The sequence below is a fragment of the Undibacterium sp. GW821-FHT11H02 genome, from assembly GCF_058808015.1.
The window spans coordinates 1-19,199 of record NZ_JBXARG010000007.1; the positions used below are offsets into that span (position 1 = coordinate 1).

Sequence of the window (19,199 nt, forward strand, 5' to 3'; positions counted from 1 at the left end):
AGGCACAAATGCTATCGCATCTTGCCCTCATCAACCGGTACCGTTCATAAATTGCACTTCATCCTAGAATTCGCCAAACTATTTAAAGGAAGAATGATGAGTATTTTCAATAGGATTATGGGCAGTATCGTTGGCGTCGATAAAGAGCTTCCAGCAAATGCATGTCTGATTGATGTCAGATCTCCTGCTGAATATGCTTCCGGCTACCTTGAAGGTGCGATCTCCATTCCTTTGGGCGATTTAATGCCAGGCATTAGCAAAGCGGTACCAGATAAAACGACCGAAATAATTGTGTATTGCCAATCTGGTGCGCGTTCTGCCGCTGCGAAAAATCAATTACACAGCATGGGTTATCAAAATGTGAGTAATGGGGGCGGTATAGGCAGTCTCGCGACCGCTCTGCAAAAGAAGATCTGTTAAGTAAGCACGCTTTCCTGCGCACAAACTAAAACGCCGATGTGGAATGTATTCCACATCGGCGTTTTTCATCATTTATGCCAACTCAATTCAACTTATTTGAGTGCTCATTTGTATCCTTTAGCACGCTGTATCAATTTAAAAGAAGCGGACAAATCCGCTAATTTCTGCGCCTGATCTTGCAAGGTAACAGAAATTGCCGAGGTTTCCTCGACCAGCGCAGCGTTTTGCTGCGTCACGCCGTCAAGTTCCAATACCGATTGATTAATTTGTCCAATACCGGCGGATTGCTCGCGACTTGCCTGCGCGATTTCACCAACGATGGAGGCAACGCGGGCAATGCTACTGACGATCTCTTCCATGGTCGCACCGGCACTCGCCACTTGCGAAGTGCCTAATGCGACTTTTTCTACCGAATTCGTAATCAGGTTTTTAATTTCTTTAGCAGCCTCAGCGCTACGTCCTGCCAATGATCGAACTTCACTCGCTACCACTGCAAAACCTCGGCCTTGTTCACCGGCTCTGGCAGCTTCGACCGCCGCATTTAATGCCAGAATATTCGTCTGAAATGCGATGCCATCAATCACCGAAATAATATCGACGATTTTTTTCGAAGAAGCATTGATCTCTTCCATCGTCACGACAACATTGGCGACCACCGCACCGCCAGCAGTTGCGGTATCCGCCGCCGTAAAGGCCAGCTTACTGGCTTCGGCAGCGCTTTCAGCATTCAATTTAACGGTACTATTTAATTGGTCTGAAGCGGATGCAGTTTTTTCTAATTCATTCGCCTGTTGCTCAGTACGCCCAGATAAATCCAGCGTACCAGTGGCAACCTCGCTGGCGGATGAGGCAATCGCATCAGCACCCTCACGAAAACTCACCAAAAGACTATGCAATTTCGAGCGCATAATCTCCATATTTGCCAATAACTCAGCAATTTCATCTTGCCCATCATGCGCAACCGGCTTGGATAAATCGCCTTCCGCAATAGCCGCAGCAGCACTGTCTGCCGAACCGAATCCTGACTTAAGACGCTGAAAAAGTGCAATTGTCATCCACGATGCCGGAATGCCCAAAAATACCACGATACCGATCGCTATTATGACTGCCAGCTTAAATCTTGCCTGCGCATCTTTGTAAGCGACTTCTCCTTGGGTTTGATAAAAATTACGCAACTGTACCGCCGCCGCTAAGGCTGCTTCCGCTTCCACTCTACCTGCCGCTAAAAAAGCAGCCATCGTCGCGGGACTGAAATCATTCGCCTTGACTGCCGCAGTCGTTTGATCAAGTTTGATGCGCCAGGCTTTACGCTTTTCTTGCATCGCTAAAAACATAGACTGGCTACCATTTTTCTCGGAAAAATTGGACAGCTCTTTCAGCATTTGATCAGCGGCAGTGCGATTATTTTCAACTGCATCCACATGCACACTGGTTGCATGATCGTGAATACTCGCCAAAGGTCCCTCCGGCGCATGTTGAAATGCCAGCAAAATCTGCAAACGATTTTTCGTCAAAATATCGTTAATCGCGTCTAACTTCAAAGACATAGACATCGATTCTTCGTGCAAGGTTTTCAAGCTATTTTGTGACATATTCATGCCCCAAAACCCCGTCACAACGATAGTTGTAAAGGCTATCCAAAATGCGATCAGGACTAAGCTAAAACGTTGTGTGATGCGAAAATTATTCAACATAGACAAGGAAGGTAAAGTGAATTAAATAAAGAATGACTAGAAATTAATATTGAAATAAGATTGGAGACCGTCAATCTATGTGAGCGCCCTGCGAGGATCGCAGCCCTATCCAAATAGCGCCAATTCAATATAAGCGATATCCAATCACCCATCAATAATAATTAAGTTGATTCAAGTCAATTTAACCCACATTAACAATCTGTGCACACAAGGCAAGCCTGTTTTTGCATATGTGTATCAAAAAGCCATCATGATAGATTTTTACTACGCACCACAGGATCAAGTTCACCTTTGCGATAACGCTGCGCCATCTCATCTAAAGAGATGACTTTGATTTTTGAAGCTTGTCCGGCTGAACCGAAGGCCTCAAAACGCAGTTGACATAAGCCTTTTGCTGCAACTGTGGCATCTTTAAAAAACTTACGTGGGTCAAATTCCGCCGGATGTTGCGCCATCGTTCTGCGCATTGCACCTGTCATTGCGAGACGAATATCCGTATCAATATTAATCTTACGCACACCGTATTTAATGCCTTCTACAATTTCTTCGACTGGCACACCATAGGTTTCTTTCATATCGCCGCCATACTGACGAATGATATTCAGCCACTCTTGCGGTACGGAAGACGAACCATGCATCACCAGATGCGTATTTGGCAAACGCGCATGAATTTCTTTAATACGTTTGATGGCGAGAATATCGCCGGTCGGTTTGCGGCTGAATTTATACGCACCGTGGCTGGTTCCTATCGCAATCGCCAAAGCATCAACCCCAGTCTGCTTCACAAAATCAGCGGCCTGCTCCGGATCGGTCAGCATTTGCTCGTGCGATAAAATACCTTCCGCGCCCGAACCATCTTCTTCACCCGCTTGTCCAGATTCTAAAGAGCCGAGGCAACCCAATTCGCCTTCGACTGAAACGCCAATATAGTGCGCGAAATCCACCACCTTACGCGTCACTTCCCTATTGTATTCATAGGATGCAGGCGTCTTCATATCTTCTTGCAGCGAGCCATCCATCATCACGCTAGAAAATCCTGAACGTATCGACGCCTGACAAACGGCCGGACTAGCGCCATGATCTTGATGCATACAAATCGGAATATGCGGATAGGCTTCAACTGCTGCTTCCACCATTTTTCTCAAGAACACTTCGCCTGCATATTTACGCGCACCGGCAGATGCTTGCAAAATAACCGGACTATCGCAAGCATCAGCGGCTTGCATAATAGCCAGAATTTGTTCCAGATTATTTACATTAAATGCGGGCAAACCATACTGATGTTCTGCAGCGTGATCCAGCAATTGACGCAGGGATACGAGGGCCATAACTATCTCCTTAATTGATGTTTTAAAACCGTTTTTTATATTAGGACTTACGCAAAACAGACGCTGGCGTTGTTGTGTTCGCCTTGCCGTGCAATTGCACTGTCTTCGGCTCCACGCCTAGCCAGCGCAATTTTGCGTAAGTCCCATATATTCAGAAATCTATGCAAACCTGCTCCGTAAGCAAATTCATTCAGGCAGTGGCGCCAATATCCGCTTTCATGCCGCTCTTAATGGCGATAAATTGATAGGGGATTTCGATGAACGACTGGATTAAGGCGTCGCATTCCAATTCATGCAAAGCTTGCACGCCGGGATAGCCATATTTGACGATCAGCACGGGCATACCGGCAGCTTTAGCGGCAGCACAATCGACCTTGGAATCGCCTACCATCACGGCATGTTTTGCGCTGCCTTTAAAAACCGCGCAGGCATGTAACAATGGTTCTGCTGCTGGTTTCATCTGCGGTAAAGAATCACCGCCGATCAGCAATTCAAAATAATTCGCCAGACCAGTGATGCGCAATAAATCTTGCGCTAGTAAAAAAGGTTTGTTCGTCACGCAAGCCAATCGAAAACCGTGTTTTTTTAAAATTCCCAAGCCTTCCAATACACCCGGATAAACCTTACCAAGACTGCCGTTCAATACCCGATAGTGTTTAAAGAAAATCATCTCAGCCGTCGTCACGCTGATCTGCGTATTCAATTCGCTGACATTCAACACGCAATGCACCAGATTCGTCACACCTTTACCGATAAAACTGCTAACCAAATCAAACGGCAACGCCGGAGCGTGCAAGTCCGCCAGCATGCAATTTGCTGCCGCCACAATATCGGGCGCAGTATCGACCAAAGTACCATCTAGATCGATCAAAATAATCGCCGGAGAATATTCCTCGTTCAACATCCTCATCCTTTCTTGAGCAAGGCTAGCACCGCATCGGCGACATGTCCGGATGTCATTTGAAAATGTTGATACAACTGCGCAGCGGGTGCGGATTCACCGAAACTATCGATGCCGATTGCCACACCTTGTTCACCGACCACAGCGCGCCAGAACCAGCTCACGCCAGCTTCCAGACTGATGCGCGGCAGCCCAGCTGGCAATACGCTGTGACGATAAGCGGCATCTTGTTGATAGAAAATTTCAACACAAGGCATGGACACCACGCGTACAGCAATGCCTTGTTGCAGCAATTCGCGTGCGGCCTGATAAGCGATTTCGACTTCAGAACCTGTCGCAATAAGCACAGCCTGTGGCTCTGCGACATCATGCAAAACATAAGCGCCGCGCGCAATCTCCGCGCACTGCTGCGCACTACGCACAAAAGGCGTTAAGGCCTGACGTGATAACAATAGGCAGGTTGGCCCATCTTTGCGATTGATTGCCGCTTGCCAGGCGACTGCAGTTTCTATGCCATCACATGGACGCCAAACTTGATTATTCGGGATTAAACGCAAACAGGCGGCGTGTTCTATCGGCTGATGCGTAGGGCCATCTTCGCCCAAACCTATGGAGTCATGCGTCAACACATGGATCACGCGTTGCTTCATCAAGGCCGCCATGCGTATCGCATTGCGCGAATAATCCGAGAAGGTCATGAACGTTCCGCCGTAGGGAATAAAGCCACCATACAAAGCCATCCCGTTCATGATCGCGGCCATACCGAATTCGCGCACGCCGTAACTCAGATAATTACCACTCCCCTCTTGATTCACCCAACGTGATGCCTTGACGTTGGTCAGATTCGAACCAGTCAAATCAGCCGAACCGCCAAAAAATTCTGGCAAACTCGCACTAATATGTTCCAACACTAATTGCGAAGCTTTGCGAGTGGCGACTTTCTTATGTAATTCGCCTGGCGTGCTAATGAGATCAGAAAATACGCTTGCCAATGTAGCAGGCAACTGCTCTCGTGTTCGACGCAATAAGTCGGCAGCCAATTCAGGATAAGCTTGCTGATAAGCCGCAAACTGGCTCTCCCAATCACTTTGCATCGCGCCACCATGCTCACGCGCATCCCAAGTTTTGGCGAATGCTGCTGGCACTTCAAACGGTGCAAAGTTCCATCCTTTCTGATCCCGCATACGGGCAATTTCGGCGGCACCCAATGGCGCGCCGTGTACATCATGACTGCCCGCTTTACTTGGCGCACCTTGTCCTATCACAGTCTTACAGCATATTAATGTTGGACTTGCATCGTCCGATTTTGCTTGCTGTTTCGCTTTGCGAATTGCCAGATCCAAGGCACTCACATCATGCCCATCGACATCGGCAATCACATGCCAGCCATAGGCCGCAAACCTTTGTGGCGTGTCATCGGCAAACCAGCCACGCACATCACCATCGATAGAAATCCCATTATCGTCATACAAACAAATCAGTTTTCCCAAACCCAGCGTGCCTGCTAAAGAACAGACCTCATGACTGATGCCCTCCATCAGACAACCATCTCCCACAAATACATACGTAAAGTGATCGATGATGTTGTGCTCAGGCTGATTGAAACTCGCTGCCAGCATTTTTTCCGCGAGCGCCATACCAACAGCATTTGCTAAACCTTGGCCGAGCGGGCCGGTGGTCGTTTCTACACCGGGTGTGACGTCGACTTCAGGATGTCCCGGCGTCTTAGAATGTAATTGACGAAATTGCTTAAGCTGGTCGATGCTGAGATCGTAGCCAGTCAAATGCAATAAGGCATACAACATCATCGATGCATGCCCATTCGAGAGTACAAAGCGATCGCGATTTAACCACTGCGGATCAGCAGGATTATGGCGCAGGTGCTGACGCCACAAGACCTCAGCCATTTCTGCCATACCCAGCGGCGCGCCGGGGTGTCCGGATTGCGCTTTCTCAACCGCATCTGCAACTAAAAATCGTAGTGCATCGGCGGCGATCGCCGCCACCTTATTGTGTTCAGGAGCATTCATTTTGTGTCCTTATTAATTCAAACTAAGACAACCTAAAGCAAACCAAAGCAAACTACAGCAGGCCCGTGGCGCGTTTTTTTCGCTCCATCATGCGTAAGATAAATGGCGTGAAAATCAATTGCATTGCCAGTTCCATCTTCCCACCCGGTACCACGATGGTATTCGCGCGCGACATAAATGAATCACCTATCATGTTCAGCAAATAAGGGAAATCGATGCCCTTAGGATTGGCAAACCGGATCACCACAAAGCTCTCATCCGGTGCAGGAATTTCACGGGCAATAAAAGGATTGGATGTATCAACACAAGGTACCCGCTGAAAATTCACATGCGTGTGCGAAAACTGCGGGCAAATGTAGTTCACGTAATCAGGCATACGACGCAAAATGGTATCGGTCACGGCCTCGGTCGAATAACCGCGCTTGGACTTATCACGCCACAATTTTTGTATCCATTCGAGATTGATGACCGGTACGACACCAATCAGCAAATCAGGGTGTTGAGCGATATTCACCTTATCGGTCACAACACCGCCATGCAAACCCTCATAGAACAATAAGTCATTATCTTTATCGAGATTTTCCCAAGGCGTAAAAGTGCCAGGTTCTTGCTGATACGGCGCTGCTTCTTCTGCATCATGTAAATATTTTCTATGCTGGCCCGTGCCTGTTTTAGCGTAATTCGCAAATAAAGACTCAAGCTCTGCAAACAAATTATTGTCGGGGCCAAAGTGACTAAAATTTTTATCGCCACTCGCTTCGGCTTCAGCTAACTTGATTTTCATTTCCTGACGGTTATAGCGATGAAAACTATCGCCTTCAACAATCACAGAACGTACCTTTTCACGACGAAAAATATTCTCGAAAGTACGCGTCACGGAAGTAGTTCCGGCACCGGATGAACCGGTAATAGCAATAATAGGATGGCGTTCAGACATAATATTCTCTCGAAAAATTAAAGGGCAACACGGAACAAACTGCGCTCGTTAAATAAAGGATTTGGCAATTCATTGGTATTGGGTGCGAGGTGATAACTTTCGATACGCTCGACTTCATTGCGCGAACCAAAAATCAAGCCTATGCGCTGATGCAGTGACGTAGGTTGCACGCCACTAATCGCCTGACGACCTGTACTCGCTTTACCACCCGCCTGCTCCATCAAGAAAGCAATAGGATTCGCTTCATACAACAAACGCAGACGCCCTGGCTTATTTAAATCTTTGCAATCACGTGGATACATGAAAACACCGCCACGCATTAATATGCGATGCGCCTCTGCCACCATGGATGCGATCCAGCGCATATTGAAATCTTTATCGCGCACGCCACTTTTACCGGCCAGACATTCATCCACATAACGTTTAATTGGCTCCTCCCAAAACCGGCTATTCGATGCATTGATGGCGAATTCATTGGTGTCGGCAGGGATTTGTAAATTCGGATGTGTCAAAATAAATTCACCCAGATTCGGATCTAAGGTGAAGCCATTCACGCCCGTACCAACCGTCAGCATCAACATCGTCGAGGGACCATAAATGGCATAACCGGCGGCGACTTGCTGTGAGCCAGCCTGCAAAAAGTCTTGTTCGCTCACACTCTCAACGCCATCGGGTGCGCGCAGCACTGAGAAAATACTCCCCACCGCCACATTCACATCGATGTTCGATGAGCCATCTAAGGGATCAAATACCAGTAGATATTTTCCCTTCGGAAAAGCGGCTGGAATTTGATAAGGTTCTTCCATTTCTTCTGATGCCATTCCCGCCAACTGACCGCCCCACTCAGTAATATGCAAGAAGGCGTCATTGCTTAACACGTCGAGTTTTTTTTGCGTTTCTCCTTGTACATTCACCGAAGCTGTATCACCGCCAGCGTTTCCTAATACACCTCCCAATGCGCCTAAGGCGACGGCACGGGTAATGCTTTTGCAAGCGAGTGCCACATTTAAAATCAGGCTATTAAAGTCGCCGCTCGCGTCAGGAAAACGGCGCCGTTCTTCGATCAAAAATTGCGTTAATGTGGTGCGATGCTGAGTTAAAGGCATGATGCTCTCCATTCATAAATTATGTGGCCGCACTAATCGTTTTTTTATTCATTTCGCAGCTATCAGTTGTCAGTTGCTAGTTGTCAGGCAGGGACTGGCACCATGTTTCGGTGCCAGTCTTGTAATGTCGCCAGGTCGGCGACATCGCTCAATTGCGGAAGTACCCGCAAAGCCTGTTCAAATTGATGATGTTGGGTAAATTTGGTGGGCGTAATGATGGTTGGAATTCCGGCTAAAGCAGCCGCCCGAAAACCGTTTTCCGAGTCTTCAAAAGCCATACATTCCGCACCATGCAAACCAAGTAAATCTAAAGCGCGCAGATACACATCCGGCGCGGGCTTTTTAATTTTGACGCTAGAAGCATCACACACGGCGACAAAATATTTGCGCCAGTCTTTGCCTAAATTCATGCCTAGCAAAACTTCAATGTTTTCTGGCGTGGTGGTAGTCGCAATTGCCATCGGTAGTTGTGCGGCATACGCTTGCTCAATCAAGTCTTGAACACCTGAACGCAAAGGCAATTCTCCACTCTTCACCAGTTGCTCGTAATGCCGAGTCTTGGCGCGATGTATGTGATCCACCATTTCACCAACTCGGCTATTGTCCATGTGATCAGGATCATGCATTTTCCAGAAGTACAAAATACGCTCTTTGCCGCCTGCAATCTTCAATAGATCGGCATATAAAACTTCGTTCCAATGCCAATCCAAATCCAGATCTTTAAACGCCAGATTAAAGGCAGCGCAATGCACGCTCTCCGTATCGGCCAGCGTCCCATCGACATCAAAAATTAAAGCCTTTAGCGTTGTGAACATGGCTCATCGCTCTTTTCGCACAACTTATTTTCAGCATCAGAAAAAACCCGGCTGGCTAACAAATCTGCCGCCGTGATGGTTGTCAATGTGGTGTCGGTCAACTGCGCCAAAGGATCTTGTAAGAGCCGCGATGCATGGCGCAAACGCGCTCTATCCAAAGCGTTTCTGACACTGCGGGCATTCGCAAAATGTGGCTGCTGCATACGTTTTTGCAGGTAGTTGCTGAATACCTGTGTGGCCTCGGTATCAAAGCGGTACTGCATGGTTTCCAGCATCAAGTCAGCGATCTGCGCCAACTCGTCCACAGCATAATCAGGGAAATCTATGTGATGAGCAATCCGCGAAGACATCCCGGGATTGGATGCAAAGAATTGATCCATACGATCTTTATAACCAGCCAAAATTACAACCAGATCATCGCGATTGTTTTCCATGACTTGCAATAAAATTTCTATCGCTTCTTGCCCATAGTCTCTTTCGTTTTCTGGGCGGTATAAATAGTAAGCTTCGTCAATAAACAACACGCCGCCCATGGCTTTCTTTAATATTTCTTTGGTTTTAGGCGCGGTGTGACCGATGTATTGCCCCACCAAATCGTCGCGCGTAACGGCGACCATGTGCCCTTTGCGCACATAACCCAGACGATGCAAAATTTCCGCCATGCGCAATGCAACCGTGGTTTTTCCGGTGCCAGGATTGCCCGAAAAACACATGTGCAAACTTGGCGCGCCCGCACTAAATCCGCGTTCCAATCTTAATTTATCGACTAAGAGTAAAGCCGCAATATCACGAATCCTTTGTTTGACTGGTGCCAGACCAATCAATTCACGATCAAGTTGCGCCAATAATTCTGTGATACCAGAACTGGCTAGGACCGTTACCAAGGGATGAGAGACACTGTCAGTCACGCCGGGATTCGCTAAAATATTCATGATCTTCACTCAACAATATTTCTCCCTCTTATGCCAAATCTCATGCCAAATCGAGAGGGAGAAGTTTGACGTCTTAGTAGCGCGCACCCTCAGGATTCGCCTGCACTGCATAACTCTCTATGCTGTAGCGAATCGTGCGCCCTGCCTCTTCGTGTCGTACCAGCCGGAAGCCAGGCTCGACTTTCGGTCGGTTGACGATAAAGGCCATCACTAAAGATTCGACACCCTGACTAGAATCAAAGGCCGTTAAGCGGATGTAGTAATTCGAAAACGTATTGCGGCAGTTAGTCAGCTCTTGCATGATGCCAGCCGAATCATGCAGATCAAACATCGGTGGCCCATACATTTCCCAGTAGGTATTACGAGGATGCGGATCGTCTGTGTACTCAACTGCGAGTGCCCAGCCCTTGCCCAGACAATAATTGATTTGCTTAGTGATCTGTTCATCTGTCAGATCGGGCAAAAATGAAAACGTACCTTGTGTAACGCGCATGATATTCCTCTCGATTGCGAAGTCAGTTTTTCAATAACTTAATGTTTCAATACTGCTTCAAGATACCGAAGCAGTCGGTGTAAAGTCCGATGTATCGGTAGAAGCGTAGTTAAAAGAGATATCGCCCCAGGTATCGAGTGCGGCACGTAAGGGGCCGCACCATTTCGCCGCATCACGGAGAATTTCTGGCCCTTCGTTTTTGATGTCACGTCCTTCATTGCGTGCCATAACCATCGCTTCCAAAGCCACCCGATTCGCTTGCGCACCCGCCTGAATTCCTTGTGGATGTCCGATCGTGCCGCCACCAAATTGCAGCACCACATCGTCACCAAATAAGTCCAGCAACTGATGCATCTGACCTGCATGTATGCCGCCTGAAGCCACAGGCATCACCTTGCGTAATGAGCCCCAATCCTGATCGAAGAAAATGCCGCGCTCTAAATCCATCTTGGTATGGGTATCTCGACAAATATTGTAGTAACCCTGTACCGTCATAGGATCACCTTCGAGCTTGCCGACGGCGGTGCCGGTATGCAAATGATCGACACCGCACATGCGCAGCCATTTCGCAATCACGCGGAAAGAAATTCCATGATTTTTTTGGCGGGTGTAAGTACCATGCCCGGCTCTGTGCATGTGCAAAACCATATCGTTTTGACGACACCAGTTCGACATCGATTGGATCGCTGTCCAGCCCACCACCAGATCAATCATCACGACCACAGATCCTAGTTCTTTTGCGAACTGCGCACGGCGATACATCTCTTCCATCGTGCCCGCAGTGATGTTGAGGTAGTGTCCTTTGACTTCACCTGTCGCGGCGGTAGCGCGGTTGACGGCTTCCATCACAAACAGAAAGCGATCACGCCAATGCATGAAGGGTTGCGAGTTAATGTTCTCGTCATCCTTCATGAAATCGAGCCCACCTTTCAAACCTTCATACACGACCCGGCCATAATTACGACCAGATAAACCCAACTTAGGTTTCGTAGTAGCACCCAGCAAAGGACGTCCGAATTTATCTAAGCGCTCACGCTCAACAATGATGCCAGTTGGCGGGCCAGGGAAAGTTTTGATATACGCTACGGGAAATTTCATATCTTCCAAACGCGCGGCTTTGAGTGGTTTAAAGCTAAAGACATTACCGATAATCGACGCTGTCACATTGGCAATCGAACCTTCTTCAAACAAAGATAAGTCGTAAGCCACCCAACAAAAATATTGACCCGGTGTATTCGGCACAGGATCTACCCGGTACGCCTTAGCACGATACATATCACAAGCAGTCAGACGATCAGTCCAAACCACCGTCCAGGTCGCGGTGGAAGATTCACCAGCGACAGCCGCCGCCGCTTCGATAGGATCAACGCCATCCTGTGGGGTAATGCGGAACAGGGCCAGAACATCGGTCTCCTTAGGAACATAGTCGGCATCCCAATATCCCATTTGTGCGTATTTCAAGACACCTGCGGAATAACGCTTTTTGCTGTCAGTAATCAAACTAGATGCTGCTTTGTCCATGCTATTCTCCTATATGCGTTTATGCTTAAATAACCATGGACTTGACTCTACAAAGCTTTTATCATCAGGTCTAATCAATAAAAATGTTACTCACATCAGCAAAAACTTATAGGTGACTTGTTATGCGACGTTACACCTTGCGCCAATTGGATACTTTTCTGGAGGTTGCCCGTGATCTGTCGATCTCGCAGGCGGCTGAGAAAATGCACGTCACGCAACCAGCGGTCTCTATGCAAATGCGGCAGTTAGAAGACGCTGTTGGAGTGCCTCTATATGAGCAAATGGGACGCAAAATACGATTAACGGAAGCGGGTGAAGACTTTCAGCAATATGCGATTGCGGCGATTGCACAATTAAAGCAAATGGAAGATGCAATGGCACAAAGGCGAGGCTTGAAAAAAGGCCGGGTCGAGTTAGCCATCGTCAGCACAGCGAAGTACTTTGTGCCCATGTTGTTAGTGAAATTTCGCAAACGCTTCCCGGATATCGATGTCACTTTACACATACACAATCGTGAAAACATCGTCAAACTACTGAATCGCAATGAGATCGATCTGATCGTCATGGGCAGAGCGCCCGACAATCTCGATTGTGCAGCGACTGCATTCGCTACCAATCCCATGGGCGTCATCAGCGCCCCGGAACATCCCTTATCCAGACGACGTAGTGCGCCACTGGCGATTTTGAATGATCAGGAATTTGTGGTGCGAGAAAGCGGCTCAGGCACGCGTCAGGCAATGGAAAGACTCTTTGCAGAACACCAGATTCAAGCCAAAATAGTGATGGAAATGCCGAGCAATGAAACCATCAAACAAGCCGTAATGGCGGGCATGGGATTGAGTTTTCTGTCACTACGCACAATACGCCACGAATTGGCATCTGGCCATTTAGTCCGGCTGGATATCGAAGGTTTACCCTTAATCAAACACTGGTATGTCACCCACCTCAATTCAAAACGACTGTCTCCCGCCACCGAAGCACTGAAGAATTTTCTGATCGAAGAGGCTGGGCCTTTGATTAATTTGTGGGCTTAAAAACAGCATGGGAATTTACCGCTGAATTTACCGCGTAAACCGCAGTACAAAGCACCTTCATTAATTTATCCGAAACCTCAAATAAATCCTTTTTTATTTCTGCAAACCTTGACGGATCGCTTTAGCTAACAAAGCAAAAGCCGGCTCAATATGCGAATCTTCTACACAGGCATACCCCAGCACCAAACCTGTGTCATTGCTTGATGCATCGTGAAAATAAGAAGACAGTGGGCGCACCGCAATCCCGAGTGTGTTTGCGTCTTGCGCTATCGTTTTATCGTCAACCCCAGCCGGAAATTTTAAGGCCAGATGCAAACCCGCATCGGTGCCAACGGTGAGCACTTCTTTTGCATCAAAGTGCTTGCGCACTGCCTCTTGCAAAATCTCATTGCGACGGCCATACACAATTCGCATACGCCGGATATGCGAGGTGAAATGTCCTTGCTGCATAAACTCCGCCATCGTCGCTTGCAAAGGCGTCTGACCAGAGCGATGCAATTCTTCCATGCCTGTAATGAAGGGTGTTGCCAAACCTGGTGGCAGCACCATATAACCTAAGCGCATACCCGGAAACATGGTTTTACTAAACGTGCCCATATAGATCACGCGCTCATCATTATCCATTCCTTGCAACGAGGCTAAAGGTCTGCCGCCATACCGAAACTCACTATCGTAATCATCTTCGATGATCCAGCACTGATGCTGCCTTGCGTACTCCAGCAAAGCGCGCCGCCGTGCCAGGCTCATGACCATACCCAGCGGATATTGGTGCGATGGCGTGATAAAAATAAAGCGTGGTACCACCGCCAAATCTTCGGAATTTGGACACATGCCTTCGGCATCAACACTAATCGGGCGGATTTTTATTCCCGATGCCGAGAGCAAATTTCGTGCACCCCAATAGCAAGGATCTTCTACCCATGCGATATCACCTGGATCTCCCAGCAAGCGCAAACATAAATCTATCGATTGGTGTATCCCGTTCGTGATCACTACCTGACTGGCATCACCGGCGACAGAGCGCGAGCCGATCAGATATTCTGCCACCGCTTCACGCAGGGGCTGATAGCCGCCACCATGCCCATAGGTCAACGCGGCGACTGCGGGTTTGCGCCAGACTTTGTTTTGAATCTTGTTCCAGATCTGATGGGAAAATTGCGTCACGTCGGGAACCCCCGGTACAAATGCACCCCACTGACGCGGAGCTGCACCTGCATGCTTTACCAGCTCTCTACCTCGTCCAGATAAATCGGCACGGGTGTTTTTCATCTTAGCCGTCGTCTTTTTTGAAACTGGTAACAACATGGTGTCAGGCACAGTATCTGCGACATAGGTACCACTTCCAGAACGCGCTTCGACATAGCCTTCGGCGAGTAACTGCTCATAGGCATAGAGCACAGTGTTTCTTGAAATAGACAATTCCAGGGCTAAATCACGACTCGAAGGCAGCCGCGTATCTATCGTCAATACCTGATCCAAAATTGCCTGACGTAGCAGACGGTATAACTGACGATTCACGGGGATATGCAGATTTTTATCTAAATGCTGCAAAAGATAATCCGACAAATTAAAAGCACGCATAGCAAATTCCTTGTATGAATTTTGATTATAGATGGAAAAGCAAAGTGGCTCCATTAAAAACATGTAATTGGCGCTATTTAATAGATCCAAAATACAGCACCATTTGTCTGCGATTTTAATTTCATTTTTTTAAGGAAAATCATGCATACCAATCTTGACCTGCAAACACGTAAGAACAAAATCACCCCAAGAGGGGTCGGCGTCATGTGCAATTTTTATGCCGAAAAAGCGATCAATGCAGAACTATGGGATGTCGAAGGCCGCCGCTACATTGACTTCGCAGCCGGTATCGCCGTTCTCAATACGGGACATCGCCATCCAAAAATCGTCGCTGCGATCAACCAACAATTAAACCAGTTCACGCATACTGCCTATCAAATTGTGCCGTATCCAAGCTATGTCGAACTGGCAGAAAAAATATGCGATCTGATGCCGGGTTCACATGAGAAAAAGATCGCATTTTTTACGACGGGTGCAGAAGCCGTTGAAAACGCGATCAAGATCGCACGGGCAGCAACCGGACGCGCAGGGGTCATTGCTTTTTCAGGTGGATTCCATGGTCGCACCATGATGGGGATGGCCTTAACTGGCAAAGTTGATCCTTACAAATTAAATTTCGGCCCGTTTCCTGCCGAGGTTTTTCATGCGCCGTATCCCAACCAGTTGCATGGTGTCAGCGTGGATGACTCCCTCGACGCATTGCAGATGTTATTTAAAGCCAGTATTGATCCTAAGCGGGTCGCTGCCATCATTCTTGAACCGGTTCAAGGTGAAGGTGGATTCGTCGTGGCACCAATTGAATTTATGCGTGCGCTACGTGCTTTATGTGATCAACACGGCATTTTGCTCATTGCGGATGAAATTCAGACTGGCTTTGCCAGAACCGGCAAGCTTTTCGCGATGGAACACTATGATGTGCATCCCGATCTGACAACCATGGCAAAGAGCCTTGCTGGTGGCCTGCCTTTATCGGCAGTTTGTGGGCGCGCTGAAATCATGGATGCGCCAGCACCCGGTGGCTTGGGCGGAACCTATGCAGGTAATCCCTTAGCGATTGCCTCTGCACTGGCCGTGTTAGAAATTATTCAGGATGAACAACTTTGTTCGCAAGCCAACCGCTTAGGTAGTCTGTTAAGAAAACGCGTACTCGAAGCACAAAGCACAGTTCCTGAAATCGCAGAGATTCGCGGTCTGGGCGGCATGTTGGCAGCCGAATTCCACCACCCTGACAGCAAAAAACCCAATCCTGAATTCGCCAAAAAAGTGCAGACCTATGCCCTGCAGCACGGTTTGATTTTACTGACCTGTGGCACCTATGGAAATGTGATCCGTTTCTTATTTCCGTTGACGATTTCTGAGGCAACGATGGAAGAAGCATTAGCTATCCTCGATAAGGCTTTGCACGCTTAACCGCTTTTATACTGTAGAGAAAAATGTTAACTTTAAAAGACCCAAGCTTACTCAAACACCAGGCTTTCATTGATGGTGCCTGGGTAAATGCAGATAATCACACGACCATAGACGTATTCAATCCAGCGACGGGAGCCCTTGTAGGCACGGTTCCTCAAATGGGAGTGAGCGAAACGAAATGTGCTATTGCCGCCTCTGACAAAGCAAAGAAATCCTGGCGTCAGCTATTGGCAAAAGATCGCGCTGCCATTTTGCGCCGCTGGTATAACCTCATGCTAGAACATTGCGAAGACCTCGCCATTATCATGACGGCGGAACAAGGCAAATCACTCAGCGAAGCGAGAGCCGAGGTGTTGTATAGCGCCGCCTATATCGAATGGTTTGCAGAAGAAGGCAAACGCGTGTATGGCGATACCATCCCTGCAGCGGCGCCGGGGCGACGCATCATGGTCACCAAAGAACCAATCGGTGTTTGTGCCGCAATTACGCCTTGGAATTTCCCATCTGCAATGATAGGTCGCAAAGTCGGCCCGGCATTGGCGGCTGGTTGCACGATGGTGGTCAAACCATCAGAACTAACCCCACTCTCTGCACTGGCACTCGCCGAACTGGCGCATCGCGCTGGCGTTCCACCGGGCGTCTTCAATGTCATTACCGGTAATCCGGTAGAAATCGGTAATGAATTATGTGCCAATAGCATCGTCAGAAAAATCAGCTTTACCGGTTCCACTGCCGTTGGGCGCCTACTGATGAAGCAATCCGCAGACAACATCAAAAAATTGTCTTTGGAATTGGGCGGCAATGCCCCCTTCATCGTATTTAATGATGCCGATCTCGATGCCGCAGTGGAAGGTGCGCTGGCATCTAAATACCGTAACTCGGGTCAAACCTGTGTGTGCGTTAACCGCTTCTATGTACAAGATGAAGTGTACGAAGCCTTTGCCCAAAAATTGGTGGAAGCCGTCAAAAAGAACTTCAAAGTTGGCAATGGATTTGATGCGGGCGTCAATCAAGGCCCGCTAATCAACGAAAGTGCCGTATGCAAAGTTGAAAATCAAATCAGCGATGCAGTCGCAAAAGGGGCGCGCATTTTAACTGGCGGGCGCAGGCATATCTTAGGCGGTACTTTCTTTGAGCCTACGGTATTGGCCGATGTCGATCAAGACATGTTGGTGTCCAAGGAAGAAACTTTCGGCCCAGTCGCGCCCTTATTTCGTTTCAAAACCGTGGACGATGTTATTGCGATGGCCAACGATACAGAATTTGGCTTGGCGTCTTATTTCTACAGCCGCGATATTGGCTTGATTTTTCAAGTGGCAGAACAACTGGAGTATGGCATGGTCGGTATTAACACCGGCCTCATTTCCAGCGAGGCTGCGCCCTTTGGTGGCGTCAAACAATCCGGGACGGGGCGAGAGGGTTCTAAATACGGCATTGAAGAATATCTGGTGATGAAATATTGGTGTTTGGCTGGTATGTGAAATGTAAATCACTCCCTGAAAAATTCTAGGTGAATTTGAGTGGCTGACAAAATACTTCTGATACCAAAAATCAGACTGGTATTGCGTCAGCCATTTTTGTTTTATCGACGCAAAGCGCATTTTTATTTACGGCAGTCGAATACGATTGTCAACTTTTTGGATGATATCGATCATGTTTGTCTCTCTTGCTTTTAAACCCATTGTATTAAAAGATCCAACCTTACTCAAAGACGCTGCCCTCATTAATGGACATTGGCATAAGGAGGAAGATGGGCCAGTTTTCACGGTTCACGATGCAGCAACCGGCATCTACCTTAACGAAGTCCCGAATAGTTCACGCGCAACACTAGTATCCGCGATTTCCCAAGCGCACAGCGCATTTAACCAATGGCAACATCAGCCCGACTCACTAAGAGTTGCTTGTCTTATCGAATTAAATAAGCTGATATTGGATAACCTGCAAGATTTAGCAAACATCATTCGTAGCGAAAACGGAAAGTCAGCTGAAGAAGCAAAACAAGAAGTTCACTATGCAAGCGCATTCTTGGACTATCTTTTATTAAGTGAAAATGCAGAATCTATCCGGAACAAAGTCGTCCAAATCGACGATCATGATATCAGTGTTAAAACACAGGCATTGGGGGTTTGTGCCGGTATCACCTCGCTCGATTTTCCGCTTGCCAGTGCCGTTAGCATTCTTGCGCACGCCTTATTCTTTAACTGTTCCGTGGTGTTGGTCGCGAATGAAAGTCAACCTTTATCCGCATTAGCGATTGCCGAACTTGCGACAAGAACCGGACTGCCAGCGGGCATCCTGAATGTACTGAGCTGTGAATCTAATCTCGCTAGGGAGGAACTTTTGTTAAATTCCATAGTTCGCAAAGTCACGCTGCCTTCCATCCGTGAAATTAATTGCTACGACAAAGAAGCCTGCATGACTATCGTTAACAAATCCATGCTGGAATCAAAACAAAATATTGATCTCCTTGTTTTTGACGATGCCGATTGCGATCTGGCGTACGACACCGCGCTCACTTTGGCGGCGATGAATAGGCATATTAGTCAAACATTAAGCGGCAATCAAAGCAATTTCCGCCTCTACGCACAAGAACATATTTATGCACGACTTCTCAAGAAACTATCGAAGGTGACTCCAAATCAATTAACGCTCTCGGGACAATTTAATGGAGCGAACTCAGTGCCGGTGGAATTTCCTTCTTTTTCTTTTAAGGAAGGATGCGAAGTGATAGAGAGTATTCGGACAAAGAATAAAAAACAGACACCTGCCATCTACTTTTTTGCTCGCGATGTTGATCAGGTATGGCCTGTCGCAGCGGCGCTGCGTTGTGAAATTTTGGGTATCAACCCGTGTCTGATACGAACAGATATCTCGATCGATACCGGACTATACCCTTTAATTACTGACATGCACGGAATGGTAGCAACCCGAAGCGAATATAGTATCGTCAAATGCACAGCACTTGCCTAGTCCTATAACTAGAAAGCAACGAAGGTG

Annotated in this window: 16 protein-coding genes; 5 read left to right on the forward strand and 11 right to left on the reverse strand. The window is 47.8% G+C overall.

Features of this window, described 5'->3' with window-relative positions; genetic code table 11:
- Positions 1 to 96 precede the first annotated feature (96 nt).
- Complete coding sequence (locus AC1RR2_RS08950; RefSeq protein WP_493221903.1) at positions 97 to 420, forward strand: rhodanese-like domain-containing protein; 324 nt, start codon at positions 97 to 99, stop codon at positions 418 to 420.
- Between the two features lie 104 nt (positions 421 to 524).
- On the opposite strand, the gene AC1RR2_RS08955 is transcribed toward AC1RR2_RS08950, so the two are convergent.
- From AC1RR2_RS08955 to AC1RR2_RS09000, 10 genes are all read right to left on the reverse strand, one after another.
- The gene (locus AC1RR2_RS08955; protein ID WP_493221904.1) at positions 525 to 2,114 is read right to left on the reverse strand and encodes a methyl-accepting chemotaxis protein; all 1,590 of its coding nucleotides are present in this window, start codon (positions 2,112 to 2,114) and stop codon (positions 525 to 527) included.
- 248 nt (positions 2,115 to 2,362) lie between these two features.
- The gene (gene fba / locus AC1RR2_RS08960; protein ID WP_493221905.1) at positions 2,363 to 3,442 is read right to left on the reverse strand and encodes a class II fructose-bisphosphate aldolase; all 1,080 of its coding nucleotides are present in this window, start codon (positions 3,440 to 3,442) and stop codon (positions 2,363 to 2,365) included.
- A 190-nt stretch (positions 3,443 to 3,632) separates the two neighbouring features.
- Positions 3,633 to 4,346 (reverse strand): phosphoglycolate phosphatase, encoded by a 714-nt coding sequence (gene gph / locus AC1RR2_RS08965; protein WP_493221906.1) that lies wholly within the window; start codon positions 4,344 to 4,346, stop codon positions 3,633 to 3,635.
- A 2-nt stretch (positions 4,347 to 4,348) separates the two neighbouring features.
- Positions 4,349 to 6,373 carry a transketolase gene (gene tkt / locus AC1RR2_RS08970; RefSeq protein ID WP_493221907.1) on the reverse strand — a complete coding sequence of 675 codons (2,025 nt, stop codon included), beginning with the start codon at positions 6,371 to 6,373 and terminating at the stop codon, positions 4,349 to 4,351.
- 52 nt (positions 6,374 to 6,425) lie between these two features.
- Positions 6,426 to 7,310 (reverse strand): phosphoribulokinase, encoded by an 885-nt coding sequence (locus tag AC1RR2_RS08975; RefSeq protein WP_493221908.1) that lies wholly within the window; start codon positions 7,308 to 7,310, stop codon positions 6,426 to 6,428.
- 17 nt (positions 7,311 to 7,327) lie between these two features.
- Positions 7,328 to 8,416, reverse strand: a complete 1,089-nt coding sequence (locus AC1RR2_RS08980; protein WP_493221909.1) for a class 1 fructose-bisphosphatase — start codon at positions 8,414 to 8,416, stop codon at positions 7,328 to 7,330.
- Positions 8,417 to 8,499: 83 nt separating this feature from the next.
- Positions 8,500 to 9,231 carry an HAD-IA family hydrolase gene (locus AC1RR2_RS08985; RefSeq protein ID WP_493221910.1) on the reverse strand — a complete coding sequence of 244 codons (732 nt, stop codon included), beginning with the start codon at positions 9,229 to 9,231 and terminating at the stop codon, positions 8,500 to 8,502.
- Positions 9,216 to 10,163: a CbbX protein gene (gene cbbX / locus AC1RR2_RS08990; RefSeq protein ID WP_493221911.1), complete on the reverse strand. Its 948-nt coding sequence runs from the start codon at positions 10,161 to 10,163 to the stop codon at positions 9,216 to 9,218. Before cbbX ends, AC1RR2_RS08985 begins: the two co-directional genes overlap by 16 nt.
- Before the next feature lie 73 nt (positions 10,164 to 10,236).
- The gene (locus tag AC1RR2_RS08995; RefSeq protein WP_493221912.1) at positions 10,237 to 10,656 is read right to left on the reverse strand and encodes a ribulose bisphosphate carboxylase small subunit; all 420 of its coding nucleotides are present in this window, start codon (positions 10,654 to 10,656) and stop codon (positions 10,237 to 10,239) included.
- 57 nt (positions 10,657 to 10,713) lie between these two features.
- On the reverse strand, positions 10,714 to 12,177 hold the full coding sequence (locus AC1RR2_RS09000; RefSeq protein WP_493221913.1) for a form I ribulose bisphosphate carboxylase large subunit: 1,464 nt from the start codon (positions 12,175 to 12,177) through the stop codon (positions 10,714 to 10,716).
- Between the two features lie 122 nt (positions 12,178 to 12,299).
- Between AC1RR2_RS09000 and AC1RR2_RS09005 the strand changes: the two genes are divergently transcribed.
- On the forward strand, positions 12,300 to 13,211 hold the full coding sequence (locus tag AC1RR2_RS09005) for a LysR family transcriptional regulator (RefSeq protein WP_493221914.1): 912 nt from the start codon (positions 12,300 to 12,302) through the stop codon (positions 13,209 to 13,211).
- A 93-nt stretch (positions 13,212 to 13,304) separates the two neighbouring features.
- Here the strand turns inward: AC1RR2_RS09005 and pdxR are convergent, their stop codons facing one another.
- Positions 13,305 to 14,792: a MocR-like pyridoxine biosynthesis transcription factor PdxR gene (pdxR, locus tag AC1RR2_RS09010; protein WP_493221915.1), complete on the reverse strand. Its 1,488-nt coding sequence runs from the start codon at positions 14,790 to 14,792 to the stop codon at positions 13,305 to 13,307.
- Between the two features lie 141 nt (positions 14,793 to 14,933).
- On the opposite strand from pdxR, the gene gabT reads away from it, so the two are divergent.
- The 3 genes from gabT to AC1RR2_RS09025 all read left to right on the forward strand — a co-directional run bounded on the left by gabT (position 14,934) and on the right by AC1RR2_RS09025 (position 19,172).
- Entirely contained in the window at positions 14,934 to 16,202 is a 1,269-nt protein-coding gene (gene gabT / locus AC1RR2_RS09015) for a 4-aminobutyrate--2-oxoglutarate transaminase (RefSeq protein ID WP_493221916.1), read from the forward strand.
- Between the two features lie 23 nt (positions 16,203 to 16,225).
- Positions 16,226 to 17,683: an NAD-dependent succinate-semialdehyde dehydrogenase gene (locus AC1RR2_RS09020; protein ID WP_493221917.1), complete on the forward strand. Its 1,458-nt coding sequence runs from the start codon at positions 16,226 to 16,228 to the stop codon at positions 17,681 to 17,683.
- Between the two features lie 172 nt (positions 17,684 to 17,855).
- The gene (locus AC1RR2_RS09025) at positions 17,856 to 19,172 is read left to right on the forward strand and encodes an aldehyde dehydrogenase family protein (RefSeq protein ID WP_493221918.1); all 1,317 of its coding nucleotides are present in this window, start codon (positions 17,856 to 17,858) and stop codon (positions 19,170 to 19,172) included.
- The last annotated feature ends 27 nt before the right edge of the window (positions 19,173 to 19,199 follow it).